This window comes from Parasulfitobacter algicola, from assembly GCF_013315265.1.
Lineage (GTDB): Bacteria > Pseudomonadota > Alphaproteobacteria > Rhodobacterales > Rhodobacteraceae > Parasulfitobacter > Parasulfitobacter algicola.
The window spans coordinates 72,085-96,546 of record NZ_JABUFE010000009.1 but is presented as its reverse complement, the minus strand read 5'-3'; the positions used below and the strand labels follow the sequence as shown (position 1 = coordinate 96,546).

Annotated in this window: 26 protein-coding genes and 1 pseudogene; 11 read left to right on the top strand and 16 right to left on the bottom strand. The window is 51.8% G+C overall.

Features of this window, described 5'->3' with window-relative positions; genetic code table 11:
- Positions 1–62: 62 nt before the first annotated feature.
- Positions 63–872, top strand: coding sequence for a lytic transglycosylase domain-containing protein (locus tag HRQ87_RS14435; RefSeq protein WP_174139148.1), 810 nt, complete (start codon positions 63–65; stop codon positions 870–872).
- A gap of 151 nt (positions 873–1,023) precedes the next feature.
- On the opposite strand, the gene fosX is transcribed toward HRQ87_RS14435, so the two are convergent.
- The 9 genes from fosX to tldD form a co-directional block, all read right to left on the bottom strand.
- Positions 1,024–1,428 (bottom strand): FosX/FosE/FosI family fosfomycin resistance hydrolase, encoded by a 405-nt coding sequence (fosX, locus tag HRQ87_RS14430; protein ID WP_174139147.1) that lies wholly within the window; start codon positions 1,426–1,428, stop codon positions 1,024–1,026.
- A gap of 112 nt (positions 1,429–1,540) precedes the next feature.
- Entirely contained in the window at positions 1,541–2,623 is a 1,083-nt protein-coding gene (locus HRQ87_RS14425) for a lysylphosphatidylglycerol synthase transmembrane domain-containing protein (protein ID WP_174139146.1), read from the bottom strand.
- Positions 2,624–2,783: 160 nt separating this feature from the next.
- On the bottom strand, positions 2,784–3,407 hold the full coding sequence (locus tag HRQ87_RS14420) for a 3-oxoacid CoA-transferase subunit B (RefSeq protein WP_174139145.1): 624 nt from the start codon (positions 3,405–3,407) through the stop codon (positions 2,784–2,786).
- 104 nt (positions 3,408–3,511) lie between these two features.
- The gene (locus HRQ87_RS14415) at positions 3,512–3,742 is read right to left on the bottom strand and encodes a hypothetical protein (RefSeq protein WP_174139144.1); all 231 of its coding nucleotides are present in this window, start codon (positions 3,740–3,742) and stop codon (positions 3,512–3,514) included.
- Between the two features lie 10 nt (positions 3,743–3,752).
- On the bottom strand, positions 3,753–4,448 hold the full coding sequence (locus HRQ87_RS14410; protein ID WP_174139143.1) for a CoA transferase subunit A: 696 nt from the start codon (positions 4,446–4,448) through the stop codon (positions 3,753–3,755).
- A 72-nt stretch (positions 4,449–4,520) separates the two neighbouring features.
- The gene (locus HRQ87_RS14405; protein ID WP_174139142.1) at positions 4,521–5,114 is read right to left on the bottom strand and encodes an SRPBCC family protein; all 594 of its coding nucleotides are present in this window, start codon (positions 5,112–5,114) and stop codon (positions 4,521–4,523) included.
- Between the two features lie 30 nt (positions 5,115–5,144).
- A complete protein-coding gene (gene topA, locus HRQ87_RS14400) occupies positions 5,145–7,691 on the bottom strand; it encodes a type I DNA topoisomerase (protein ID WP_174139141.1) in 2,547 nt (848 codons plus the stop codon).
- 123 nt (positions 7,692–7,814) lie between these two features.
- The gene (gene dprA, locus HRQ87_RS14395; RefSeq protein WP_174139140.1) at positions 7,815–8,945 is read right to left on the bottom strand and encodes a DNA-processing protein DprA; all 1,131 of its coding nucleotides are present in this window, start codon (positions 8,943–8,945) and stop codon (positions 7,815–7,817) included.
- Between the two features lie 100 nt (positions 8,946–9,045).
- The gene (tldD, locus tag HRQ87_RS14390; protein WP_174139139.1) at positions 9,046–10,467 is read right to left on the bottom strand and encodes a metalloprotease TldD; all 1,422 of its coding nucleotides are present in this window, start codon (positions 10,465–10,467) and stop codon (positions 9,046–9,048) included.
- Positions 10,468–10,648: 181 nt separating this feature from the next.
- On the opposite strand from tldD, the gene coxB reads away from it, so the two are divergent.
- The 10 genes from coxB (at position 10,649) to HRQ87_RS14340 (ending at position 18,164) form a co-directional block, all read left to right on the top strand.
- A complete protein-coding gene (coxB, locus tag HRQ87_RS14385; RefSeq protein ID WP_174139138.1) occupies positions 10,649–11,539 on the top strand; it encodes a cytochrome c oxidase subunit II in 891 nt (296 codons plus the stop codon).
- A gap of 32 nt (positions 11,540–11,571) precedes the next feature.
- Positions 11,572–12,519 (top strand): heme o synthase, encoded by a 948-nt coding sequence (gene cyoE, locus HRQ87_RS14380; RefSeq protein WP_174139137.1) that lies wholly within the window; start codon positions 11,572–11,574, stop codon positions 12,517–12,519.
- The gene (locus HRQ87_RS14375) at positions 12,516–12,701 is read left to right on the top strand and encodes a hypothetical protein (RefSeq protein ID WP_174139136.1); all 186 of its coding nucleotides are present in this window, start codon (positions 12,516–12,518) and stop codon (positions 12,699–12,701) included. Before cyoE ends, HRQ87_RS14375 begins: the two co-directional genes overlap by 4 nt.
- Entirely contained in the window at positions 12,701–13,273 is a 573-nt protein-coding gene (locus tag HRQ87_RS14370; protein ID WP_174139135.1) for a cytochrome c oxidase assembly protein, read from the top strand. Before HRQ87_RS14375 ends, HRQ87_RS14370 begins: the two co-directional genes overlap by 1 nt.
- 18 nt (positions 13,274–13,291) lie before the next feature.
- Positions 13,292–14,095 (top strand): cytochrome c oxidase subunit 3, encoded by an 804-nt coding sequence (locus HRQ87_RS14365; protein WP_174139134.1) that lies wholly within the window; start codon positions 13,292–13,294, stop codon positions 14,093–14,095.
- Positions 14,096–14,218: 123 nt separating this feature from the next.
- Positions 14,219–15,223 carry a hypothetical protein gene (locus tag HRQ87_RS14360; RefSeq protein WP_174139133.1) on the top strand — a complete coding sequence of 335 codons (1,005 nt, stop codon included), beginning with the start codon at positions 14,219–14,221 and terminating at the stop codon, positions 15,221–15,223.
- A 136-nt stretch (positions 15,224–15,359) separates the two neighbouring features.
- Positions 15,360–16,190 (top strand): S-formylglutathione hydrolase, encoded by an 831-nt coding sequence (fghA, locus tag HRQ87_RS14355; RefSeq protein WP_174139132.1) that lies wholly within the window; start codon positions 15,360–15,362, stop codon positions 16,188–16,190.
- Positions 16,187–16,639, top strand: a complete 453-nt coding sequence (locus tag HRQ87_RS14350; protein WP_174139131.1) for a YaiI/YqxD family protein — start codon at positions 16,187–16,189, stop codon at positions 16,637–16,639. The genes fghA and HRQ87_RS14350 overlap by 4 nt, the downstream gene beginning before the upstream one ends.
- Positions 16,636–17,256 carry an HAD family hydrolase gene (locus HRQ87_RS14345; RefSeq protein WP_174139130.1) on the top strand — a complete coding sequence of 207 codons (621 nt, stop codon included), beginning with the start codon at positions 16,636–16,638 and terminating at the stop codon, positions 17,254–17,256. The genes HRQ87_RS14350 and HRQ87_RS14345 overlap by 4 nt, the downstream gene beginning before the upstream one ends.
- On the top strand, positions 17,253–18,164 hold the full coding sequence (locus HRQ87_RS14340) for an ornithine cyclodeaminase family protein (RefSeq protein ID WP_174139129.1): 912 nt from the start codon (positions 17,253–17,255) through the stop codon (positions 18,162–18,164). The genes HRQ87_RS14345 and HRQ87_RS14340 overlap by 4 nt, the downstream gene beginning before the upstream one ends.
- A 163-nt stretch (positions 18,165–18,327) precedes the next feature.
- Here HRQ87_RS14340 and HRQ87_RS14335 read toward each other — a convergent pair.
- The 7 genes and pseudogenes from HRQ87_RS14335 to HRQ87_RS14305 all read right to left on the bottom strand — a co-directional run.
- Positions 18,328–18,811, bottom strand: a pseudogene (locus HRQ87_RS14335) (IS3 family transposase); the annotation flags it as partial.
- Positions 18,812–18,826: 15 nt separating this feature from the next.
- Complete coding sequence (locus tag HRQ87_RS14330) at positions 18,827–19,912, bottom strand: DUF1513 domain-containing protein (protein ID WP_174139128.1); 1,086 nt, start codon at positions 19,910–19,912, stop codon at positions 18,827–18,829.
- Between the two features lies 1 nt (position 19,913).
- Positions 19,914–20,924, bottom strand: coding sequence for an imelysin family protein (locus HRQ87_RS14325; RefSeq protein WP_174139127.1), 1,011 nt, complete (start codon positions 20,922–20,924; stop codon positions 19,914–19,916).
- Positions 20,921–22,459, bottom strand: coding sequence for a di-heme oxidoreductase family protein (locus tag HRQ87_RS14320; protein WP_174139126.1), 1,539 nt, complete (start codon positions 22,457–22,459; stop codon positions 20,921–20,923). The genes HRQ87_RS14325 and HRQ87_RS14320 overlap by 4 nt, the downstream gene beginning before the upstream one ends.
- On the bottom strand, positions 22,446–22,931 hold the full coding sequence (gene bfr / locus HRQ87_RS14315; RefSeq protein ID WP_174139125.1) for a bacterioferritin: 486 nt from the start codon (positions 22,929–22,931) through the stop codon (positions 22,446–22,448). Before bfr ends, HRQ87_RS14320 begins: the two co-directional genes overlap by 14 nt.
- Positions 22,906–23,172 carry a (2Fe-2S)-binding protein gene (locus HRQ87_RS14310; protein WP_174139124.1) on the bottom strand — a complete coding sequence of 89 codons (267 nt, stop codon included), beginning with the start codon at positions 23,170–23,172 and terminating at the stop codon, positions 22,906–22,908. Before HRQ87_RS14310 ends, bfr begins: the two co-directional genes overlap by 26 nt.
- A gap of 21 nt (positions 23,173–23,193) precedes the next feature.
- Positions 23,194–24,456, bottom strand: coding sequence for an imelysin family protein (locus HRQ87_RS14305; protein WP_174139123.1), 1,263 nt, complete (start codon positions 24,454–24,456; stop codon positions 23,194–23,196).
- Positions 24,457–24,462: the final 6 nt, after the last annotated feature.

Genomic DNA, 24,462 nt, shown 5'->3' with positions numbered 1-24,462 from the left:
CGTTATATAGGCTGTATTTTACGTAATTAGGAAACAAGAATAATAAAGGCAGGATCCGCAAAATGCGGCTATTAGCAGGATTAGCGACTGGGGCGATTCTTTTGTCGTCCATAGTCTTTGCAGATGAACCCCAACCCTTTCCGGAGTTCACATTTAAACGTGTGACAGTTCCGACGGCAGACACAAAACAACGCATAACGGTTCAGGTTGAACCCAAGGCCGATCCACCACCGACTGAAACAGTAGCACAAACCCCAAAAGCAGAGGCTGGTTCGGGTGTGATGGGATGGTACTGGGGCGCGATATCCCCAGACATTAAGGATATGGGCCCAGACCGTTTGGAAGCTGCAGTTAACCATCTGCGCGAAGCACCTTCGGGGCAAAATGTCCCTACGCCACGGTTGAGCGGACTGCAATCAATTGCAGACGCGCATGGACAAGACATTTTAAAGCATACAATTGGAACAAAAGTGTCACCTGCACTGGTTTTGGCGGTGATCAGTGTCGAATCGGCTGGACGGGAAGATGCGGTCAGTACTGCCGGGGCCGAAGGGTTGATGCAACTTATGCCTGCAACCGCTGAGAGATTTGGCGTATTAGATAGTATGAAGGCAGATCAGAACATAAAGGGTGGTGTTGCTTATCTGGATTTTCTAATCAAAAAATTCGATTCGGATCCGATATTAGCGTTGGCGGGCTATAATGCCGGGGAAAACGCAGTTACCCGAAATGAAGGTGTACCACCATTCAGTGAAACCCGCGCCTATGTACCAAAGGTACTTGCCGCATGGACAGTTGCACGCGGTTTGTGCGTGACGCCACCGCAATTGATCACAGACGGATGTGTTTTAAATCGTCGCAAAGGCAGCTAGGCGGGTGTTAGACGTCAGATAACTTTGAGCTTCACGTCATACACTGAGCCAAAATCAGAATAATCGGCCAAGCGGCCCTTCGCACAGATCGCGGCGAATTCTCTGAAAGAGCCCAACCTGCTAGTTCGACAGAGTGCAGCGAACGTCCGGTTCACGTTTCTGCATAGCGCCTTAGCCGCTCTTCCAGAGTGCCGCTGTGCAGCTCGAACATATGGTTGTCGTAATCATAGAAGTAGATCGAATGACCTTCGCCCTCTACGCGCGAGCGACCCTCTCGTACCTCCAGACCGAGCGCCTTTATTCGCTGAAGTCTGTCGTCGTAGTCGTCCTGTCCCATTTTGAAGGCGACATGGTTGTAGGTCTTTTCCGGAAGGGGTTCGCCCTCCATCGTCGCTACCCAGATGCCCGCAATATCGAAGAAGCGTTCTTTGGATAGCGAGAAGGTCTTGTCGCCACTGTCATAGATTTTCTTGGCATCCAAGACTGTCGTAAGCATCTCTTCCATCTTGTCGAGATCGCTCACAATGAAAGTCATATGACTTAGTCCCTGAACCATTGCGTTGTCTCCGAAGTATCTGTTCTCCGCACCTTAGCAGACATTAGGGCAATGTCAGCAAAGTCCCGCACAGCAGACTTTGGCCTAAGTCGTGGTGAAGGTCCGGTCTGGGTCAGAAATGCTTGATATTTGGGTCAATATTGTGTGACGCGTCCCCTTGATCGGATTCGGAAAATCGGCCGCATTGAGGCAAAGGTTCGTGACGTTCCACAGCGGGGCGTGCAGTAGTACGTTCCGCAAATGGAAACACAACGAACCCAAGAGCGATTGCAAACCAAAGCGTAACCAGCCGGATGATCAAAGTCGCGGCAACTGCGCTGTCGATTGGGGTTCCTTGTAAAGTCAATAGGGCAACGATTGCCACTTCAGCCCCGCCAACGCCACCGGGCGCGCCGGTTAAGCCACCTGCCAGTGTGGAAAATACAAAGATCGCCATGGCAGTCCAAAAGGTGACGTCACTTTCAAGCCAGATCAGAAGCACATAAAAAGCGTAACCTTCAGCCATCCAGCCAAGGATACCAAGACCTGAACTAATACTGAACGTGACTGGATGTGAAAAAAAGCCAAGCGACTTGGACGCACGACGCACTTTGCCCATAAGGCGTGGAAACAACCCGGTGCTGCGATACCCTATGGTGACGATCTTTGCCAAAAGGGCAGGTCTTGTAAATACAATGGCACTGAGCAGTGCAAAGCTTGCCACGGGGACAGCGCCGGCAATGCCTGCTGTCGAAAAATATAATGCAATACCAAGGATGATTGCCATTGCGGCCAGATCTGCCGCGCGATCCACCAAAACCAAAGGCGCGATTTTATCAAAGCTCCAACCGGTTTCACGTTTGATCCAACGCATTCTGATTAACTCGCCAACACGCCCTGGCGTGGCGCTCATTGCGAAGCCGCCAATGTAATGACGAATGCTTTGCAAGAAATAGGTTGGCATCTTCATTTGCCGCGTGAAAAAATGCCAACGTATTGCCCGGGCCAGATAGTTTACCATGGACAATGCCAGTAATATGCAAATCTGCATACCTGTCAGATGTATTAAATGTGCTTTTGTTTCCGCCCAGCCTGTTGCCAGTGCCAAACCCGCCAAGCCTAAAATCATCAAAGCAAATATACCCGCCATAATCACGATATCGCGCCATTTATGCGATGGAGGAGATGATGGGCTGACAGCCGATTCACTGGTCATTCGGATATGCTCATGCATTTACTTGATAAGTCAAATAACATGCGCAGGATGGCTACGGTAAAATTTTTCAGCAAATAACGCATCTGTGCAAAAAGCGTCACATCAGAGACTTCAAACAAATATCTGATAGGAATGCTCTAGTGCACTCGATGAATAAGGCCTAGATAATCGTAGCTTCGGTTGATGAAACCATCACGTCATGTGTGACATCAGGGGCAAGTTCGACAATTTTCAAACCGCCATCAACAACATCAAGTACGCCAAGATTGGTCACGATACGATCGACCACACCCTTGCCTGTCAGGGGCAAAGTGCATTCTTTCAACAGCTTTGACTCACCAGCTTTGTTGGTGTGATCCATCACAACGACGACACGTCCGACACCCGCCACAAGATCCATTGCGCCACCCATGCCTTTGACCAGTTTGCCGGGGATCATCCAATTTGCCAGATCACCATTTTCGGCCACTTCCATGGCACCAAGAATGGCCATGGCGATCTTGCCGCCGCGGATCATTCCGAAACTTTGTGCGCTGTCAAAATAGGCCGTTTGGGGTAATTCGGTGATCGTTTGCTTACCTGCGTTGATAAGGTCTGGGTCGATTTCATCTTCAGTTGGAAAAGGACCCATGCCCAACATGCCATTTTCTGATTGCAGCGTTACTTCGACGCCATCAGGAATATAGTTCGCAACCAGCGTTGGAATGCCAATGCCAAGGTTGACATACATACCATCTTCCAGCTCTTGCGCCGCCCGCGCAGCCATTTGATTGCGATCCCACATTGTCTGGCTCTCCTTCAGAGGTGATTTCGCACTTTGCGATGCCTCTTTTCGTGAAAATAGCGACAACTGCTTATACAGATCGCCATTCATTATGATGGTTTTGATCAGATTTCCTGACTTTCCAGGATCTCGGCAATTCGGTCTTGGGTTACGGCCCCGATCTCGGCTGACTCCAGATGGATCATTGCAGTGGCTAGGGCCAAAACGACTTTGACGTGCTCGGGGCCAGACTCAGTTCCAAAATTTTCCATTATCATGCGTTTCGAGCGATGAATATATTCCAAGGCGCGTTGTTCAACGCGGGCCGCCCGGTTTTTATCACTTAAATGATCCATTGCAGTATCCTTATGCTGCGCGTGTCGTGCGTTGTTCAATACGTTTTTCGTGCGCGCCTTGAATCAGACGGTTCACGTAAATGCCGGGTAAATGAATATGATCGGGATCCAGGCTGCCCGTCGGAACGATCTCTTCCACTTCGGCCACGCAAATTTTGCCACACATGGCTGCGGGCGGGTTGAAGTTGCGTGCGGTCTTACGAAAAACCAGATTTCCAGTTTCATCGGCTTTCCAGGCTTTCACAATGGAAAGGTCAGCAAACAGGCCGGTTTCCAGAATAAAGGTTTCGCCGTTGAAGTCTTTGTGTTCTTTGCCATCCGCAATGACCGTGCCCACGCCGGTCTTTGTATAAAACCCGGGAATACCACAGCCGCCAGCACGCATGCGTTCCGCCAATGTGCCTTGGGGGTTGAATTCCAACTCAAGCTCACCCGAAAGATATTGCCGCATGAATTCCGCGTTTTCCCCGACATATGAGCTGATCATCTTTTTGACCTGTCGGGTTTGAAGTAAAATGCCAATGCCAAAATCATCCACGCCCGCGTTGTTGGATGCGAAGGTTAAATTCTTGGTGCCAGCGTCCTTGATCGCCTGCAAAAGCAATTCGGGAATACCGCACAGACCAAACCCGCCGGCGGCAATAAACATGCCGTCATGCAAAAGCCCATCTAATGCAGCCTCGGCCGTGTCATAGATTTTCTTCATTCCTATTCCCTTGGCAGTTTTTAGACATAGTTGGCGGTCGCATTGATCACTGTCAATAAAGATTGGACGCTTTTACTGTGTCATATAGGCTGTTTGAAAACGGTCAAGCCCTGCTTGCATATAAGGTCCAAACCGCGTTTCCAGAAAATTTGCAAGAAGCGGTCGCGTCAGCTGATGCGTTGGTTCCATATAATACGTCCAGCTCATAAGCGTTTGATCCCCCTGTGCTTCAAACGTGAACTGACCCACGGATTGCGATACCAACAGCTTTGCAAAATTGGTATAGTTCCAGACCTGATATTGGAATGCTGTGGCGCTGGTGTTTAACACCCGCTCAACCACATAATGCCCACCTTCGATTTCAACGCGCCGTGTTGCACCTTGATCGGGAAAATCACCATCGATTGCGGTAAAACCGGTCACTGCAGGAATGCCGTTTCCTGCCTGTAAAAATACCAGAATAGTTTTGTCTTGCATAAAAGCGCGGGCATCTTGCGGTGTGCCGGGTAGCAGGGTCGATGCTGTGAATGTCTCCATCGTGGTCAGTTCAGGCAAAGCGGGCGGCATATCCGCAACCGGTGGAACCTTTGGCGGTTGCGTAGTCCAAGCCAGAATACCGATCGCAAGTCCGATCAGGATCAGGCCGCCCAGAAGAAATTTACGCATTCATCGCCCTTCAAAAACTTTGATCATGCCCTAGCTTTTCTTCTTTGCGGCAGGTTTCTTTTTCGGGGCTGCTTTTTTGCGCGCTGGCTTCTTGCCAGTTTTTGCAGCTCGTTCCGCGATCAATTGAACAGCCAGTTCCATTGTAACATCGGCGGGTTCAGTTCCTTTGGGCAGTGTCGCGTTGATCTTGTCCCATTTTACGTATGGCCCATATCGCCCGTTCATCACATTCACCGGACCACCGCTTTCTGGATGTTCGCCCAGCTCTTTCAGCGGAGTGGTGGGCGCAGCCTTGCCGCGCGTCGGTTTTGACGCCAAAACTTCGACCGCACGATTCATGCCGATGGTAAAAACTTCATCCACTTCGGGAATATTGGCGTACTTTTTGCCATGCTTCACGAACGGGCCGTAGCGCCCGATGCCTGCCTCGATCATCTCGCCATCTTCGGGGTGTGGCCCGATCTCGCGTGGCAGGCTTAACAGCATCAGCGCTTTTTCAAGATCAATCTCATCTGGCGCCCATCCTTTTGGCAGTGATGCCCGTGGAGGTTTTGGCTCTTCTTCGGTCGCATCACCGCGCTGAACATAGGGACCAAAGCGCCCTTTGCGCAGCGTGATCTTATCGCCATTATCATCGCCCAGATATTTACCATCCGGACCAATTTCATCACCTTCGGCACCGGGGGGACCAAAGGGGCGCGTAAACCGGCATTCGGGATAATTCGAACATCCGATAAAAGCCCCGCCTGATCGTGCCGTGCGCATCGACAAACGCCCCGCACCACAGTTTGGGCATAGACGCGGATCAGTGCCTTCTTCATTGGCGGGAAACAGATGCGGTTCCAGAACCTCGTTGATTTTTTCCAGAACATCCGTGATCCGCAGTTCGGATGTTTCGGCAATCGCCGCTGAAAAATCGCGCCAGAATTTGTCCAGAACGTCTTTGTATTCGCGTTCGCCTGCACTGACGTCATCTAATTGTGCCTCAAGATCGGCGGTGAAATCATAGCCCACGTATTTATGAAAATAATTCGACAGAAAGACTGTAACCAGCCGCCCTTTGTCTTCTGGGATCAGCCGGTTTTTTTCTTTGCGAACATAGTCGCGATCCTGAATTGTCGTCACGATAGACGCATAGGTCGAAGGGCGTCCGATGCCCAGTTCTTCCATGCGTTTGACCAGCGTTGCTTCGGTATAGCGAGGTGGGGGCTGGGTGAAATGTTGCTCGGGCGTGATGGATCGTTTATCCAGAGGTTCTCCCTGCGCGATTTGAGGAAGGCGTTTGTCATCGTCATCAACCACCGCATCATCGCGGCCTTCCTCATAGATCTTGATAAAGCCATCAAACAGCACGACCTGACCCGTCGCACGTAATTCAACCTGACCATCGGCCGACGCGATATCAACAGTCGTACGCTCCATCCTGGCTGCCGCCATTTGGCTGGCAATGGTACGTTTATAGATCAGGTCATACAGTTTGCGTTGATCGGGTTCCGAGATTTTCAATTTATCCGCAGATTTCATCATGTCCGTCGGGCGGATACATTCATGTGCTTCCTGCGCGTTTTTCGCCTTGTTCTTATACATACGCGGCGATTTTGGCAGGTACTCTTCGCCGTATTTTTCCTTGATTGCGTCGCGGGCGGCCATCACAGCTTCGGGCGCCATATCAATGCCATCGGTCCGCATATAGGTGATCAGCCCGGCCTCATAGAGCCTTTGTGCCGTGCTCATTGTCTGGCGCGCGCCAAAGCCAAATTTGCGACTGGCCTCCTGTTGAAGGGTCGAGGTCATAAAGGGCGCGGATGGGTTCCGATTGGCCGGTTTCGCCTCAACTGACTTTACCATCAGATCGCGTGAATTGACCGCCTGAACCGCCAGTTCTGCCGCTGTGTCATTGGCAATGTCGAATTTATCCAGCTTTTTGCCGCCCAGAACCGTCAGGCGTGCCTCAAGATCCTGACCGCGCGGTGTGCCCAGCATGGCTTTTACTGACCAGTACTCCTGTGCGCGAAATACTTCGATCTCCATCTCGCGCTCAACGATCAGACGCAGGCAAACAGATTGAACACGGCCTGCGGACTTCGCGCCGGGCAGCTTGCGCCACAAAACGGGCGACAGATTGAAACCCACCAGATAATCCAAGGCACGTCGAGCCAGATAAGCCTCGACCAACTCCATATCCACGGCACGGGGGTTTTTCATTGCCTCGGTCACAGCAGATTTTGTGATGGCGTTGAACACCACCCGGCTGACGGGGGTATCCTTTTTGATTGATTTGCGTTTGGTTAACGCCTCTTGCAGGTGCCAACTGATCGCCTCCCCTTCGCGATCGGGGTCTGTGGCCAAGATCAGTTCGCCGTCTTCTGCCAGTGCATCCGCAATCGCTTTGACATGCTTTTTGCTGTCGTTTGCGATTTCCCACTTCATGTCGAACCCATGTTCGGTGTCGACCGACCCATCCTTGGGCGGCAGGTCTCGCACATGGCCATAGGACGCCAAAACGATGTAATCTTTACCAAGATATTTGTTTATTGTCTTGGCCTTAGCAGGCGATTCCACCACAACTACTGGCATCTAAATCCTCGCGACTCAAAAAGGGGCGTTTAGCGGCGCAAGATGTGGGGGCGGGGTCGTGATTGTCAATCCACACATTTATAAGAGTGTCATTTGGACTAGGCGGTATGCTGCTTGCGATGATCAGCAGGCCAATGATAACAACCCGCCTGGATGCCGCATCACATGGCCGCTGAGTTCCATATCAAGCAGGATTGGTGCGATGGTTTGAGGCTTTTGGTTGATGTCGCGTAACAGTTGATCTTCGGCGATGGGTGACGGGCTAAGCCGGGACAAAATGATGCTGTGTAATTCTGATGCGTCAGATAAAACTGGGGCCGCTTGTTCTAGCAAAGGTTCGGCCAGATCGAATTCAGGTTCTTGAGACTTAAGATTTTCCAGTACATCCTGTGCATTACGGATCAAGACAGCGCCGTCGCGGATAAGCATGTTACACCCCGCTGCGCGGGCATCAAAGGGATGACCTGGAACAGCAAAGACGTCGCGCCCTTGGTCCAAAGCATTGCGTGCCGTGATAAGGCTGCCGGATTTAGCGGCAGCTTCAACCACGACAACGGCTTGCGAAAGTCCGGATATGATACGGTTTCTGCTTGGAAAATGACGCGCAGTTGGCTGCAGCCCGATCGGCTGTTCAGACAATCGCAGACCCTTTTTCGCAATTTGCGCGGCCAGTTCCGTGTTTTCCGCCGGATACATCACATCGACACCGCCGGCTTGAACGGCAACAGTACCGCCGTCCAATGCAGCGTGATGGGCCGCTGTATCAATGCCGCGTGCCAGACCCGATACAACGACAATATCATTGTCGGTCAGTTCTTTGGCCAACGCACTGGCCATTCTGGTGCCCAGGGATGACGCGTTGCGCGCGCCGACCATTGCGACCATGGGGCGTTTCAAAAGGCTGGTGTCTCCAATTGCCCAGACAAAAGGGGGCGCATCATGGATATCACACAGGCTTTTGGGATAGGCGGCATCGCCGCGAAACAGCAGTTGCGCGCCAAGGGCACGACCGGCCTTTAGCTCTGCGTGAATAACGCCTTCGGGACAAATCTGGTATTTCTCGACACCCGCCGCTTTGGCAACATCTGGCAATGCATCAAGTGCAGCCTGTGCAGTGCCATGTTCAGAAAGAAGCCGGTAAAACGTCGCGATCCCCACACGACGAGAGCGCAAAAGACGGAGCCATGAAAAACGGTGTTCTTCCGTGGTGGGTGGGAGTGGGGGGTGAGTGGAAGAGTGTGCGTCTTCTGTCATCCATGCCTCCGTCTGTTTGCAGAATCACTTTTAGTTTGGTGTGGTTAATCATCCGTAAACAAGCGAAGATGCTTAGACGAGTTCGCCATATGATTGTTGACTAGGTGGCTGACCCCCCGACCGTAAGTCCGCCGATCAACAGCGTCGGTTGTCCGACACCGACCGGAACCCATTGCCCCTGTTTTCCACAATTTCCCATGCCGGGGTCCAGCTTCATGTCGTTACCGATTGCACGGATTTGTTGCATGGCGGTGGCCCCGTCGCCGATCAGGGTGGCACCTTTAACCGGTGAGCCGATCTTACCGTTTTCAACCTGATATGCTTCGGTACAGCTGAACACGAACTTGCCGTTTGTGATATCAACCTGACCCCCGCCAAACCCGACGGCATAAATACCGTTTTTCACATCGGCCACGATTTCAGTAGGGTCGGTGTCGCCTCCCAGCATATAGGTATTGGTCATACGCGGCATCGGGATATGCGCATAGCTTTCACGCCGCCCATTACCTGTGGCATCCACACCCATTAGCCGTGCATTCTGACGATCCTGCATAAAGCCCACCAAAATACCGTCGTCAATTAGTACATTTTTACCCGATGGCGTGCCTTCGTCGTCAATGGTCAATGATCCACGGCGATCCGGTATTGTTCCATCATCCAACACAGTCACACCCTTCGACGCAACGCGCTGGCCCATAAGCCCTGCAAAAGCGGACGTGCCCTTGCGATTAAAATCGCCTTCCAGCCCATGGCCCACAGCTTCGTGCAGCAAAATACCGGGCCAGCCGGCGCCCAATGCAACATCCATGACGCCTGCGGGGGCAGGGACAGCATCAAGGTTCACCAGCGCTATCCTCAAAGCTTCACGTGCGGTTTGTTCCCAGTGATTCCGCGCGATCAAACCGTCCAAGCCATATCGCCCACCTCCACCAGCTGATCCAGTTTCACGGCGCCCATTCTGTTCAACGATGATTGATACATTTAGTCGTGCCATCGGTCGAACATCGCGCACAATTACACCTTCTGGTCGCAGGATTTCAACTTCTTGATAAGATGCGGCAAGTGTCGCTGAAACCTGAATCACACGGCTGTCCAGATCGCGGGCAAACGCATCGATTTCCCGCAAGGTATCGATTTTGACCGAAAAAACTGCGGCCTCCATTGGGTCGGTATCGGTATAAAGTTTCTGATTGGTCAGTGCGGGCGCATCAGCCAATGTGCCGCCGCCATCACCAACAGCAAGCCGCGCCGTTTCAACAGCGCGTTTTATCGCGGTTTCGCTGATTTCGGTTGAGTGGGCATAACCGGCGACTTCGCCTTTTACGGCGCGCAGGCCGAAGCCTTCGGATGCATCATAACTGGCTGTTTTCACGCGCCCGTCGTCAAAGGACAAAACCTCGGATCTGCGGCGTTCCAGAAATAATTCGCCGTCATCTGCGCCGCCGACGGCCGTGCGCAAAAGATGCAGCGCCTGATCCTGATCAAGCGCATTTTCGAAGGGCCGAAAAGGGAGGGAAGACATGGCGAAAGCTCCTTCTTAGGTGATCTGGATCAAAAAAGCGTCTGTTTGCCGCAACGCTGTGGCTTGAGATGCATTGCAGGATATGGTTTTAACCGCCAATAAGACAACGGGATTCTGCGAAAGCAGCAAAACCATGCATGAGGTAACATAATGTTGCCCACTATCGAACGGGAACCGGTACATGCGACTTTGGACGTTTTTTGCAAGCCTTACGGCTTTTTTCACAGCAACCACTGCATTTGCGCAAGAGGTCAATCAGGATCTTGAAGTTGTGGGCGCGCCAACAGACGCGGGCATGGGGTTTCAAACCGCCGCAACTGAACTGGCATCAGACCTGCAATGGCTGGACGGTATGCTGATGGTGATTTTAACGGCGATTGTGATTGGCGTGGTCGGACTTTTGGCTGCGGTTGTGATATTTTATAATCGTCACCGTAATCCAACGCCTGCAACGTTTACACATAATTCCCCGCTTGAGATTGCATGGACGATCGTTCCTATCTTAATTCTTGTCTTCATTGGCGCCTTTTCACTGCCCATTTTGTTTAAGCAACAGGAAATTCCCGAAGCTGACATCACGATCAAGGTGACAGGCTATCAATGGTTTTGGGGTTATGAGTATGTGGATCACGGCTTTTACTTTGACAGCTATATGATTGGTCACCCCGCGACATTGACTGCGGAAGATGGGGATGACGTGCAACCATATGTCTTAAGTGCTGGCATGGAAGAAAAGCTGGTTCGTGCCGGATACAGCCGTGATGAATGGCTTTTGGCGACAGATACCGCCGTTGTCGTTCCGGTTGGCAAAACTGTTGTGATGCAGGTAACGGGTGGGGACGTGATCCATTCCTGGACAATACCTGCGTTTGGCGTCAAGCAGGACGGCATTCCGGGCCGTTTGGCCGAGCTGTGGTTTTCAGCTGATCGTGAAGGCATTTACTTTGGCCAATGTTCAGAACTATGCGGCGTTTCTCACGCCTATATGCCAATCACTGTGAAAGTGGTCAGTGAAGAAGCCTATGCTGAATGGCTGGAAAACGCTAAAGAAAACCCAGATTGGCAGCTTTAACCGGCTTATCGGCCGAACGACTGGACATATGAATGAGCGACGCAAGCTTTGATCAAGACAGTATCGCGGGCAATGGTGACGCCAGCTTTGGTGATTATTTTGCACTGTTGAAGCCACGTGTGATGTCACTGGTCGTTTTCACAGCTTTGGTTGGTTTGATCGTTGCCCCGGTTCCGGTTCATCCTTTCGTTGCTTTCTGTTCGATCCTGTTCATCGCGATTGGTGCGGGCGCATCGGGTGCGTTGAACATGTGGTGGGATGCAGACATCGACCAGATTATGCGTCGCACTCAGAAAAGACCTGTGCCAGCTGGAAAGGTACACCGTAACGAAGCGCTTGCTGTCGGCCTTGCATTGTCAGGCTTTTCTGTCGTGTTTTTGGCCTTGGCTGCGAACTTTGCCGCGGCTTTTCTGCTTGCGTTTACAATCTTTTTCTATGCCGTTATCTATTCCATGTGGCTAAAACGCTCGACCCCGCAGAACATCGTTATCGGCGGTGCGGCGGGCGCGTTTCCACCAATGATTGGCTGGGTGGTCGCAACAGGCAGTATTTCGGTTGAAAGCGTGTTGATGTTTGCGTTGATCTTTATGTGGACGCCGCCACATTTCTGGGCTTTGGCCTTGTTCATGAAGTCGGATTATAAAGATGCAGGCGTGCCGATGCTAACGGTTACCCATGGCCGCAAATCAACACGTCGCCATATCATCGCATATACGCTTCTGCTGGCCCCTGTTGCTGTGGGCGCCGCTTTCACATCTATTGGTGGGCCCATCTATCTTGTCGCGGCTGTCTTGATGAACGCATGGTTTATCAAGGGGGCTTTCGATATCTGGCGGCGTGATGAAACAACAGCCGAAGCAGATGGTTATAAAGTCGAAAAGTCCGTTTTCAAATTCTCGATATTGTATTTATTTCTGCACTTCGGGGCTTTGCTTTTGGAAGCAGTTCTGCGCCCATACGGTTTGGGGGGATGGTCATGAGCTATTTTCGCAAAGATCATGAACTGCATGAACGTCGCCTTGGCCGAAACTGGGCCTTGTTTAGCGTGCTGGTTTGTCTAATCGTAATTGTTTTCGGACTTACCATTGTCAAAGTGACGTCTGGTGGCAGCCTGCAAGCCTATGATCACGCCCCACGTCCTGAACTGGTTGAGATTAATTGATGAAGCTTGACGGTATTCATAAGACGCTGATGCAAACTGTTGCAGTCGTTGTTTTTATGGGCGCTTTGGCTTGGGCGTCTGTTCCGCTTTACGATTGGTTTTGCCGTGTGACAGGATATGGCGGCACAACGAATGTGGCCGACGGTGAAAGTGATTTGATACTGGATCGTACGGTCAAGGTGCGTTTCGATGCATCACTTGACCGTAATATGCCATGGAGTTTTAAACCCGTTGAACGTCAGATGGAAATCCGTATCGGCCAAACCGGCCTGGCATTTTATGAGGCGTATAATCCGACAGATCGCCCTATCGCTGGAACGGCAAGTTATAATGTGACGCCCTATGCAGCCGGCGCTTATTTTTCAAAGATCCAGTGTTTTTGCTTTGAAGAACAGATTTTACAGCCAGGTGAACGTGTGCAGATGCCCGTTACATTCTATGTCGACCCCGACATTGTTAATGACCGCGAAGGCAAGTTTGTGCATACCATCACGCTTAGCTATACCTTCTATCAGATTGATCTGCCCGAAACGCAGGCCGCTTTGAAAACTGAAACAACAAGTGTGAACTAAAAAACTGAGGGATAAGACATGGCACACGCCAAAAACCACGACTATCATATTTTGCCGCCCTCAATCTGGCCTCTCTTGGCATCGGTCAGTGCTTTTGCAATGCTGTTTGGTGCCGTATTCTGGATGCATAATAACGGCCCTTGGCTGTTTCTGATCGGCCTTTCGGGTGTGCTTTATGTCATGTTTGCATGGTGGTCCGATGTGATCGCTGAAAGCCAGGCAGGGGATCATACGCCCGTTGTTCGTATCGGTCTGCGTTATGGTTTCATCATGTTCATCATGTCCGAGATCATGTTCTTTGCCGCATGGTTCTGGAGCTTTTTCAAGCATGCCATGTACCCCATGGATACCTATGTCGGCTCAGAATACATTACACCCGATATGTATTCGGTGGATCCATTCCACTTGCCTTTGATTAACACACTGGTTTTGCTTTGCTCTGGCGCGGCAGTGACATGGGCACACCATGCATTGGTACATAACGAAAGCCGTAAAGATGTTGAACACGGGCTTCTGCTTGGTGTCGTTCTGGGCATCGCATTCACAGGTTTGCAGGGTTATGAATACTGGTATCTTCTGGTCCAACAAGATTGGGTTTTCGGCGGCGATAAGTTCTTTTCGAACTTCTTTATGGCCACTGGCTTTCACGGTGCCCACGTCATAATCGGTACGATTTTCCTATTTATCTGCTATTTGCGTGTTCGTGCAGGCCACTTTACGGCAGAAAAGCACATCGGTTTTGAAGCAGCAGCATGGTATTGGCATTTCGTAGATGTCGTATGGCTGTTTCTTTTTGCGGCCGTCTACATCTGGGGCAGCTAACTTTTTAAAACCAGAAAAATTGATGACAGCGGGGTTATTTGCCCTGCTGTTTTTGTTTCAGTAGCTTTTATCAGTCATCTGCAACATGGTATGAGTGTCAGGTGAAAGTCTCGCAGGATCTGCATGTCCGCTTTAAAACATACCAAACAGACCTTTAATATCATGATTGTAGGCCAGTCGGGCCGATTGATGTATGAAGCGGTTCTTTTTGCAGCGTCTCTTCGTCAGATGGCGCCTGATTTTGCGGGGCGCCTGATCATCGCTGAACCGCAGCCAGGCAAACTGTGGAATGATGATCCGCGGATAAAATCAAAAGATGTCTTGCAAACGCTAAACACATTGGGCGCAGAGATTGTCCCGTTTGAGAATAATCATTTCGGGCAGTCTTATCCTTATGGAAATAAGATTGAAGGATTAAAGGCCCTGCCCAAAGGCGAACCGTTTGTTTTCTTTGATACAGATACGCTGATAACGGGCGATATTTGTCAGGTTCCATTTGATTTCAATAAACCATCTGCGTCATCCCGGGTCGAAGGAACATGGCCAAAGATCGATCTTTATGGCCCGGGATATGCTGAGATCTGGAAATCGCTTTATGATAAATTCGGTTTGGATTTTGAGGCATCGCTGAACCTTGAACACGCTGCAGATTACTGGCGGCGCTATTTGTATTTCAATGCAGGTTGGTTTTTTTACCGATGCCCGCACGAGTTTGGGCAACGGTTTTTGGAATACACGCTAAGCATTCGCGACGCGCCGCCCCCGGAAGTTGCATGCCAGTCAGTTGATCCGTGGTTGGATCAAATCGCACTGCCGCTTGTGATCCAGTCATTGAATGGGGGGCGGGATACATTGCCACCTAATCTACTGGATGGTGATGTCAGCTGTCATTACCGCTTTTTCCCATTGCTGTACGCACGCGAGTCTGACCGCACCATCGAAGTATTGGAAAATGTTGCGGCGCCAAACAAGATCAAGAAGGTTCTTAAAGGTCATGATCCGATAAAACGCATGGTTTTCCAAAGTAGGGGGCAGAAGGTCCGTGCTTTGTTTGATCAAAACCATCTTCCTAAACGTGAACAACTGATACGCAATAAAATCAAACGCGAAGGTTTCTGGATGCGCTGAACCCTGTTTTTTCTGATATAGACTGAAAACATTGCGGCTTTGGTATGTATCTGGTGTCGGGTTTCATTATGGGGATATTCGATACGTGACAAGCGCAAGCCAGTAAGTTAGCCATCTAAAAAGGCAGGGGAGCGACATGGAAATTCTATCTGAAAACAAATGTTTCGGTGGTGTACAGGGCGTGTACAGCCATATGTCAAAGATATCTGCCTGCGATATGACCTTTGGCCTGTTCTTGCCTGCCGAAGCGGACGATGGCCCGGTTCCGGTTCTGTGGTATTTATCCGGCCTGACCTGCACACATGCCAATGCAATGGATAAATCCGCAGCACAGGGCTGGGCGGCAGAGCAGGGGATTGCAATCATATTCCCTGATACGTCCCCCCGCGGTGAAGGTGTGGCTGATGACGAAGCTTACGATCTGGGGCAAGGGGCGGGCTTTTACGTCAACGCCACCCAATCACCTTGGGCCTCACATTTTCAAATGTGGAATTATATCATAGATGAATTGCCGGGTTTGGTGACTAAGGAATTCGCGATAGATCCTGACCGACAGTCCATTACTGGCCATTCAATGGGTGGGCATGGCGCACTGACGATTGCAATGACACTGCAAGATCGGTTTAAATCCGTATCTGCGTTCGCCCCGATTGCTCACCCCACCATGTCAGAATGGGGCCGAAAGCAGCTTGGCGCATATTTGGGAAGTGATGAAAGTAAATGGGTTGGCCATGATGCAACATTGCTTATGCGGGATAAAGGCTTTGACGGCCCGATGCTAATTGATCAGGGCGGCAGCGATCAGTTTCTGGATTTACTTATGCCCGAAGCTTTGGCACATGCCATCGCAGAGCGACGCCAAGAGGCAGTGTTCAGACTGCACAAAGGCTATGATCACAGCTATTTCTTCATCTCAAGCTTCATGGAGGATCACATCGCCTTTCATGCCGATGCGCTGTACGGATGATCTATGTCGACGCAGACGCCTGCCCGGTCAAGTCCGAGGCAGAACGGGTCGCAACACGCCACAAACTAATGCTATATATCGTCAGCAACGGCGGTTTGCGGCCGTCACAGAACCCTTTTGTTGAAACTGTTATCGTACCCGACGGACCCGATATTGCGGATATGTGGATTGCGGATCGGGCAGGGCGTGGGGATGTGGTGATTACGGGCGATATTCCTTTGGCGGCAAAGTGTATCGCTGCGGGTGCGCGAGTGGTGCGTCATAATGGTGAAATCTTTACGCCGTCAAATATCGGACAGCAGCTTGCTACGCGGGATTTGATGACTGATTTGCGCGCGGCGGATCCGTTCAGGCAAGGTGGCGGTAAGGCATTTAGCAAGGCGGATCGGTCCAGATTTCTGGATGCATTGGAACGCGAAGTGCAAGGCGCAAAAAGGGATATAGCATGACAATTCAAGCAGTTATTTTTGATATTGGAAATGTGCTGATCGAATGGCAGCCTGAGCGATTTTATGATGCCAAAATTGGTATTGAACGTCGCCGCGCGATGTTTGAAGCGGTTGATTTACATGCCATGAATGATCGCGTGGATCAGGGCGAACACTTTACCGATACAATTTATACTACGGCCGAAGATTATCCTGAATGGCGCGATGAAATTCGGATGTGGCATGACCATTGGATCGAAATGGCATCACCCATGATTGATCATTCTGTACGCCTTATGCGTGCGCTGCGCAGCAAGGGTATGCCTGTGTTTGCATTGACAAATTTCGGGGCTGAAAGTTTTGAATATGCCGCAACGAAATACCCGTTTCTTGGGGAATTTGATCGCCGCTATATCTCGGGTCATATGAAGGTAACCAAGCCTGATCCGCAGATTTATCAGATGGTAGAAGAAGATTGTGGGATCGCGCCGGGGCGCCTTTTGTTCACCGATGATAGGCTTGAAAATATCAATGCCGCGAACGCGCGTGGATGGCAGACGCATTGGTTTGATGGTGCGACAGGTTGGGGTAAGGCTTTGAAACTGCATGGTTTATTATCTGCAAGTGAGGTCGAATGACGATTGAGATTGTTCCGATTGCCGCGGGGGACTTGCTGGATTGGCATGATCTGACGGATGCTATTGCCGCAGGCCATGATTTGCCAAAGGCCGAGGTTGGGGACACATTTTTGTATCGCGATCCAGATACGCTTTTGTCGCGGTCGGCATGGATTGATGGGATGGGGTTGGCTGTAAAAACAGCCACGATTTTTCCTGGAAATACGCAGCTTGGCAAGCGGATGGTCAACGGTGTTGTCAGCTTATTTTCCAATAAAATCGGTGAGTTAGAGGCACTGATCGACTTTCATCTTGTCACGAAATGGAAAACGGCTGGTGACAGTTTACTGGCAGCCAAACGATTGGCGCGGCCGGATGCAAAGACAATTTTGATCATTGGCGCGGGCACAGTTGGGCGCAGTCTGCGCGAGGCTTATGGAGCTGCCTTTCCGGATGCGAATTTTACAATCTGGAATCGAACGCCAGAAGGGGCAAAAGCATTGGTAAGGTCCTATGACAAGGTCAGTTATATACCTGATCTTGAGACGGCGGTGATGGATGCTGACATCATAACCTCAGCCACTATGTCGACAGAGCCATTGATCAAGGGTGCGTGGCTGAAACCTGGCCAACACATTGATTTAATTGGCGCTTACCGCGCTGACATGCGCGAGGCAGATGATGAGGCCTTGCAAAAATCGCGCGTTTTCGTAGATAGCTTTGCTACAACAATCGACCACATCGGAGAGCTGAAAACACCACTGCAAAGCGGGGCAATTGCGCGGGCAGATGTGGTAGCAGATTACTATGACCTTAGCAATTTTCAACGCCAGTCCAATGATGAAATTACGCTGTTTAAAAATGGCGGAGGGGCGCATTTGGATTTGATGGTTAGCCGTTATATTCTGGATGTCTGGCGCAATCGATAAACTGATCTGCGTACGGTGGGTAGGTACGTACCCACTTTGCGTTGCACAAACTGGCCGATGCACCCACAGTCGCGCAGTTTTGTATAATTTGTACACGGGTTTTGTACGTAAATTTTTGTACAAACTTGACCTGTCACGTTTTTGTGCTGTCCCGAGTGTTCGTTTAAGCCACCTTCCGTTCGAATGCGACGGGGCTTTTCCAGTCCAGTGCTGAGTGTCGTCGGCGCGGATTGTAGAAGCCGTTGATGTATTCGAAGATCGCTATCTCGGCTTGCCTGAGTGTTTCCCAAGACCTGCGCCAGATCAGTTCGGTCTTGATAGTTTTTGATGAACGTTTCGATAGCGGCGTTGCCGTAGCAGTTTCCCTTTCCACTCATCGATACCTTGAACCCGTGCTGGCCCAGGATCTTTTGATAGTCGTGAGAACAATATTGGCTACCACGGTCTGTATGATGCATACAGCCCTTCGGTACTGCCCGGAAGGTAATGGCCATATTCAGCGCTTTGATGGCCGGGTCGCGTTTCATCCGGTTGCTCACCGCTCAGCCGATGACACGCCTGGAATGCAGATCGAGGATGGCGACAAGATAGAGCCAGCCTTTACAGGTCCAAACATAACTGATGTTACCAGCGCGTTTTTGGTTGGGCTTACTGGAATACGTTCAAGCCGTGGAGATCGGTATCAGGTGGTTGTCCCACTGCACATTCATTTGACGCTGTAGGGTTGGGCCACCAGTATTGAGCGGTCCAATCTCTCCAGTACCAGCACTTACGAAGATGCTTTGTCCAAGGACTGCGGCTCCACATACATCGGGTATTGCTGAGGATTTGGAGAGAGCGCCAACGCCAACACTATACTCTTGCACGAAGCCGCCTCGAGGAGAAGTTACTGCAATCGTGTGGCCATCTGATGACAAAACGATACTGCCAACGTACCCTTGCATGGCACGTAAATCATTTGCATTGGCAGTCATAAGCCGCACTGGTTGTCCCATCTGATGGATGCCGACCAGTGTGGCGACGGGACCATCGCCTTGCCACTGCATCCCGAATGCGACTTGCCCCTCAGGACCAACGGCCAAATGTCGGATAGAGTTCTTATGCATGTCTGCAGGAAGTGAAGCGATCTCGGCCACCGTCCCATCTTCGATATAGGCAAGGTTTGGTGCCATCGTAGGGATGTTCAGCTTCGTGCGACCCGTTTCTGGGTGAGTATAAATGCCGCCGTTGGCAACGACGAGCATGTCAGTTCCTGGAAGCCGTTTGATGTCATGTGGGCCGACACCACCGCTGTCCCACTCATCGATGCGTGCAAAGCCATTCTGAGCGTCCCAGACGCCAATCAGACCACGACCAGCCTCATAGTCGTTCTCTGTTGTGAAGAGCAGGCTTCCGTCTGACGAGAACGTTCCGTGTCCGTAAAAATGACGACCCATGGGAGAATCGATTCTCGCTTTCTCAACACCAGTTATGCAGTCGATGATGATGGCAAATGTGCCTGGGCGACGAGCAAAGGCCACAGCTTCAGGCTGTGATGGATGGGCCGCTGCTGCATGGCCTCGTGTCGGCAGCGGTATCTGAAACCGCACATCTAACGCTGCATCAATGCCGCACAGAACGTATGATCCATCTGGGGTTGCAGCAGCAGATAAAAAGACGGGTGAACCTACATCGGCCCAAGTTGGTTTCGGGATCAGCCCCGCTGCTAATAAGCCACCGAGGAATTGGCGTCGTCCAGTACGTGCCATATCAATCACCGTCCAAAGAGTTGAATCCAGCCGCAACACCAAGGGTCGGCCCTAACTCATCACGAACGAGTGCGCGGATGCTGTCGATGGATTGTCGAAGAACTTCAACTTTGAGGCGGCTCTGAGGTGCAGCCACACCAGTAAAGATTGGGTCGTTCAATTCAGCAAGAAGCGCAATGGAGCGTTCAAAGCTGGTCTCGATGCGCTCTGATATGTCGAGATCGTCGTTGGATAGACGGAGTGCTAAATCATTTAGTGCTGCAAGGCTCAGACCGACGTGACGTGCCGAGCGACCAGATCGCCATCCTTCCGCCCTTGTGGGATGAGGGCGGTCGAACGTGCCAAGCGGGCGGCCCAGACGTGTTTCAGAAGTAAACTGTAGGCCCGTTGCAAGGGTCTTGAACAATTCTTGCAGTACTTCTTCTTCGGATCGATAGGTGCCACTCGCATCTGGGCTTGATAGCCGTGCCGCGTAGTCCGTCTTCCAGTCGTCCAATATGGCCGCACTGGTTGTGGCGATATCTGTGGTGACGGTCTGGATTAACGTACAGTGGTCGTCCGCGTCGCCTATGTTGCTCAACGCTTCATCATAAAGCAAAAACTCCATAGCGTAGAAGCCACGGGCCGCGATGGAGACTTGGGCGTAGTCTTCGGCGGATGCGATAACAGGGTCTTGGTCCGTGAGCAGTTTGGCGAGTGTGCGCGGTGTTGCGCCACGACTATCGGGCCAAAACGCCAATGCGAATGCACGGTCGTCCACCTCGGTCGGACCAAAGCGCAGATGGCTGGCACTGACCCATGCATCGAAGGCGTCGCTATATGCCGCCTGCAATGTTTGCGATGTGATCGAACAGTCGTTCCGTGCGGTTGTTGCCAGATGCGCAGAGGTTTCCGCCAGTGTTTGAAATCTTGGCAGGATGTGCGCGTTTACGATGTCATCGATGGTTGCCGTTTGGGCGTTTGCAGTGATGGGTGTCGCTGCCAGCACGGCGGTCAGAAGAAATCTCTTCATAGGCTCTCCAAGAATCTTATCAATGCATCGCGGTCTGTTGTCGTCATTTCTGTTACAGCATCGCGTTGCGTTTGCGCCTCGCCGCCATGCCACAGCACGGCCTCCAATAGCGAACGAGCGCGCCCGTCGTGCAGGAAATAGGTGTGGCCGCTTACCTGTTCGGTCAGACCAATGCCCCAAAGCGGTGGGGTACGCCATTCTTGACCTGTTGCCCGTGCTTCGGGGCGGTTGTCGGCCAGTGCGGGTCCCATGTCGTGCAGCAGCATGTCGGTATAGGGCCAGATGAGCTGGAAGCTTTGCTCAGGTTGATCTTCAAGCCGGTGGGTGACGAAGCTGGGCGTGTGACACGATGTGCAGCCGGTGTTGTAGAAAACTTCTTTGCCGCGCAGCACTTCCGGATCATCCGCACCTCGCCTTGCAGGAACGGCCAAGTTACGGCTGTAGAATGTCACAAGCTCCATGCCTTCGGCGTCGATTTCTGTACCACGATCATCGCCATCCCCGTGAATGGCGTCTTGGCACTGAGTCTGGGCCGCTGTGCACTCACCCGAACCTGCTGGGAAGAGCGGGCTGGAAATTCCGATGTCGCCCGCAAAGGCTGCTGCTGATTGTTCCATGATGGTCGGGCTGCCCGCCTTCAGGCCAAAACGTCCTAGCATCGGTTGGTCATACTCAACGGACCAAACCACATTCGGACGACCAGAAATGCCATCATCGTTCAGGTCATCTGGGTCGGCATTCGCCAGAATATCAGCGGCAGGGATCGCCTCAAGCAGGCCAAGCCCGATCATTTGTGGGGCAACCCGAGGGGAGAGCATAGCATCTGGGTGCAGCGGACCATAGCCAAGGTCAGCCGCGTTGTAGGTGGGGTGGCGAAGCGAAACCTGCGTGCCATCGACAAGCGTCACGATCTCTTCGTCATATGTGATATCGAGGCGGTATTCAGATGCGTGGCCCTGCACGGCGAATTCCTGCATCTGTGCTCCGTAATTTGGGTCGGGAAGCGTGGCAATATAGTCTTTGATCTCAGCAATGGCTGCGTCGGCTGGTCCGGGGATCGATACGCGAAGGAACATAGAAGTAGCATTATCATCAGAATTCTCAGGCGGATGGCCCCGCCCATCTTTGATGTGGCATCGTTGGCAGGATCGCGCATTGAACAGCGGCCCAAGCCCGTCTGACGCTAAAGTCGACGCAGGCGATGACACCCAGAGTTTTCGGAACAGCCCGTTGCCAACCCTGAAGTCTAACTGGTCTTCGAACGTGATATTGCCCGAGGGTTGGGAAAACGCATTGGCATTCGTCATGGCCCGTACGGTTGCTGCACCGCCAGGTTTATCTTCAAACTGATGAGGTGCACTGAAATCGCTCGTAATGGCGGTAACCGCTGCAATCCGTGTGGTTTCCTCAACAGTGCGGGGAACTTTATTTAAATGTGGATCGCCGAGCTGCCAAAAAGGCCCCTCGGCGGGTGTTTCAGCCGTTGCTATCGTGCTGGTGGCCAACACTACAAGCAGCAGATTACTCGGCTTCATCCATTTTCGATGCATTGAGCTGCGCATATTTTTCTTCACCGAGTTTGGCCACAAGGTCGAGTTGTGTCTCAAGAAAATCGATATGACCTTCTTCATCGGTCAACAATTCCTCAAAGATATTCTTGGTGACAAAATCACCCACGGCCTCACAGTGCTTGCGGGCGTCCATATATAAGTCCCGGGCACCATGCTCTGCGGCCAGATCGCATTCCAAGGTTTCCTTGGGGGTCTGGCCGATCCGCAGCGGGTCCAGTTTTTGCAAGTTCGGATGCCCGCCCAAAAACAGGATGCGGGCGATGATCTTGTCAGCATGGTTCATCTCTTCGATGCTTTCTTCACGGGATTTCTTGGCCATATGACCAAGACCCCAGTCTTCCTGCATACGGTAGTGCAGCCAGTATTGGCTCACCGCTGTCAACTCGCTACGCAGGGCATCGTTCAGGTATTCAATTACTTTCTTGTCGCCGTTCATGTGGTTCTTCCTGTGTGGTTGCGGTTTTCAAATTCCGCAATTGCATGGGGACTTTATGGTTGTCGTTGGTGCGCATGGTGGACAGGAACAGTGGCATACAGCCGCCGCATTCCGCTGCTTTACCAAGTGCGCGGTACACCTTTCCAGGTGTGATGATGGTCTTGTCATCCGACGCACGCATCCAGTCGACGGCTGCGTTGATGTCGTGGTCGCTAATATTCTGACAATGACAAATGATCATGATGGCAAGACCTGTTTGGGCTTATTGGAACACAGCATCTGGATCGTCGAGGCTGTCCGACCCTTCGATCCCAACCCCGTCCACGCCCAAGGCCGCGATCACCCGCTCAATGGATCGTGTTTGATCGATCAACCCGTTCACGCCGCCCATGATCAGGGCCTCGCCTGCGTCATTGCCGCGTTCCAGCATCTGGTCGTAGGCAAAACCAGCTTCGGCGGTTGTCTTGATGCGACCCAAGGCCATCACGGCATCGCTTAGCTTGCCTTGCATTTCAGCATCCAAGGTCGCGTCGGTTTCGGTCACTAAGTCGGACAATGACGGCCCCTTCACCAGTGATCCATCCACGCGGATGTATTCGCCCAGGTAAACGTTCTGGATACCAATGCCATTGTAGTAGTGATCGTTGTGAGTGTTGTCCGCAAAACAGGAATGCTCTTCTTCGGGGTCGTTTAACATGACGCCAAGGCGCATCCGTTCCCCCGCCGTTTCACCATAAGACAATGATCCCATGCCGGTGAGCATGGCGGCCAGGCCCGCATCGGCGTTCGACATTACTTCGGCACGTGCAGCACCATCGTCAGCCCACTGTGCCATCATCCATTCCAGATCAGAAACGAGCAGGTTGGTTGCAGCGGTCAGGTATTCGCCACGACGGTCGCAGTTGCCGTTGGTGCAGTCGTCACCTGCTGCATAATCGGTCCAAGGCCGCTGGCCTGCACCTGTCTCGTGACCGTTCAGATCTTGACCCCAGAGCAGAAACTCGATCGCATGATAGCCCGTGGCGACGTTGGCTTCGACACCATCGGCCTCTTGCAGCGTGTTTTCCAACAGGTCAGGCGTGATTTCCATCGCATCGATCTCTGTCCCAGACAGGGGGAACGTTGCATTGGCGATAACGTTCAATGCTGCAAATTCATTCTCGTCAGATGGTCCACCATAGGACGCATCGACGTAGTCGATCAGACCCTCATCCAACGGCCAGGCGTTCACTTTGCCTTCCCAATCATCGACAATGGCATTGCCGAAGCGGAACACTTCGGTCTGTTGGTAAGGCACACGCGCCGCCAACCAGGCATCTTTTGCATTTTGCAGTGCTTCTGCCGATGGATCGGCGACCAACGCATTTACAGCCGTTTGAAGCGTTTGCGCAGTCGTCAGGCTATCCTCATACTTGGCGGCTGCGATATCAGCATAAGTGTCCAGCACCTCTGTCTTATCAACTGCAAGGACGGGCGTGGCGAAGGCTACGATCAGTGCCGTGGAGGAAAGAAAAGCGTGTTTCATTAATGG

Coding starts and splice junctions, on each gene's coding strand:
- HRQ87_RS14305 (WP_174139123.1), bottom strand. CDS start 24,456: ATGAAACACGCTTTTCTTTCCTCCACGGCACTGATCGTAGCCTTCGCC.
- HRQ87_RS14370 (WP_174139135.1), top strand. CDS start 12,701: ATGAAGCTTGACGGTATTCATAAGACGCTGATGCAAACTGTTGCAGTC.
- HRQ87_RS14360 (WP_174139133.1), top strand. CDS start 14,219: ATGTCCGCTTTAAAACATACCAAACAGACCTTTAATATCATGATTGTA.
- HRQ87_RS14410 (WP_174139143.1), bottom strand. CDS start 4,448: ATGAAGAAAATCTATGACACGGCCGAGGCTGCATTAGATGGGCTTTTG.
- HRQ87_RS14340 (WP_174139129.1), top strand. CDS start 17,253: ATGACGATTGAGATTGTTCCGATTGCCGCGGGGGACTTGCTGGATTGG.
- HRQ87_RS14365 (WP_174139134.1), top strand. CDS start 13,292: ATGGCACACGCCAAAAACCACGACTATCATATTTTGCCGCCCTCAATC.
- coxB (WP_174139138.1), top strand. CDS start 10,649: ATGCGACTTTGGACGTTTTTTGCAAGCCTTACGGCTTTTTTCACAGCA.
- topA (WP_174139141.1), bottom strand. CDS start 7,691: ATGCCAGTAGTTGTGGTGGAATCGCCTGCTAAGGCCAAGACAATAAAC.
- HRQ87_RS14425 (WP_174139146.1), bottom strand. CDS start 2,623: ATGACCAGTGAATCGGCTGTCAGCCCATCATCTCCTCCATCGCATAAA.
- HRQ87_RS14350 (WP_174139131.1), top strand. CDS start 16,187: ATGATCTATGTCGACGCAGACGCCTGCCCGGTCAAGTCCGAGGCAGAA.
- HRQ87_RS14320 (WP_174139126.1), bottom strand. CDS start 22,459: ATGAAGCCGAGTAATCTGCTGCTTGTAGTGTTGGCCACCAGCACGATA.
- HRQ87_RS14415 (WP_174139144.1), bottom strand. CDS start 3,742: ATGGATCATTTAAGTGATAAAAACCGGGCGGCCCGCGTTGAACAACGC.
- HRQ87_RS14375 (WP_174139136.1), top strand. CDS start 12,516: ATGAGCTATTTTCGCAAAGATCATGAACTGCATGAACGTCGCCTTGGC.
- HRQ87_RS14325 (WP_174139127.1), bottom strand. CDS start 20,924: ATGAAGAGATTTCTTCTGACCGCCGTGCTGGCAGCGACACCCATCACT.
- cyoE (WP_174139137.1), top strand. CDS start 11,572: ATGAGCGACGCAAGCTTTGATCAAGACAGTATCGCGGGCAATGGTGAC.
- HRQ87_RS14435 (WP_174139148.1), top strand. CDS start 63: ATGCGGCTATTAGCAGGATTAGCGACTGGGGCGATTCTTTTGTCGTCC.
- HRQ87_RS14405 (WP_174139142.1), bottom strand. CDS start 5,114: ATGCGTAAATTTCTTCTGGGCGGCCTGATCCTGATCGGACTTGCGATC.
- tldD (WP_174139139.1), bottom strand. CDS start 10,467: ATGTCTTCCCTCCCTTTTCGGCCCTTCGAAAATGCGCTTGATCAGGAT.
- bfr (WP_174139125.1), bottom strand. CDS start 22,931: ATGAACGGCGACAAGAAAGTAATTGAATACCTGAACGATGCCCTGCGT.
- dprA (WP_174139140.1), bottom strand. CDS start 8,945: ATGACAGAAGACGCACACTCTTCCACTCACCCCCCACTCCCACCCACC.
- HRQ87_RS14345 (WP_174139130.1), top strand. CDS start 16,636: ATGACAATTCAAGCAGTTATTTTTGATATTGGAAATGTGCTGATCGAA.
- fosX (WP_174139147.1), bottom strand. CDS start 1,428: ATGGTTCAGGGACTAAGTCATATGACTTTCATTGTGAGCGATCTCGAC.
- HRQ87_RS14420 (WP_174139145.1), bottom strand. CDS start 3,407: ATGTGGGATCGCAATCAAATGGCTGCGCGGGCGGCGCAAGAGCTGGAA.
- HRQ87_RS14310 (WP_174139124.1), bottom strand. CDS start 23,172: ATGATCATTTGTCATTGTCAGAATATTAGCGACCACGACATCAACGCA.
- fghA (WP_174139132.1), top strand. CDS start 15,360: ATGGAAATTCTATCTGAAAACAAATGTTTCGGTGGTGTACAGGGCGTG.
- HRQ87_RS14330 (WP_174139128.1), bottom strand. CDS start 19,912: ATGGCACGTACTGGACGACGCCAATTCCTCGGTGGCTTATTAGCAGCG.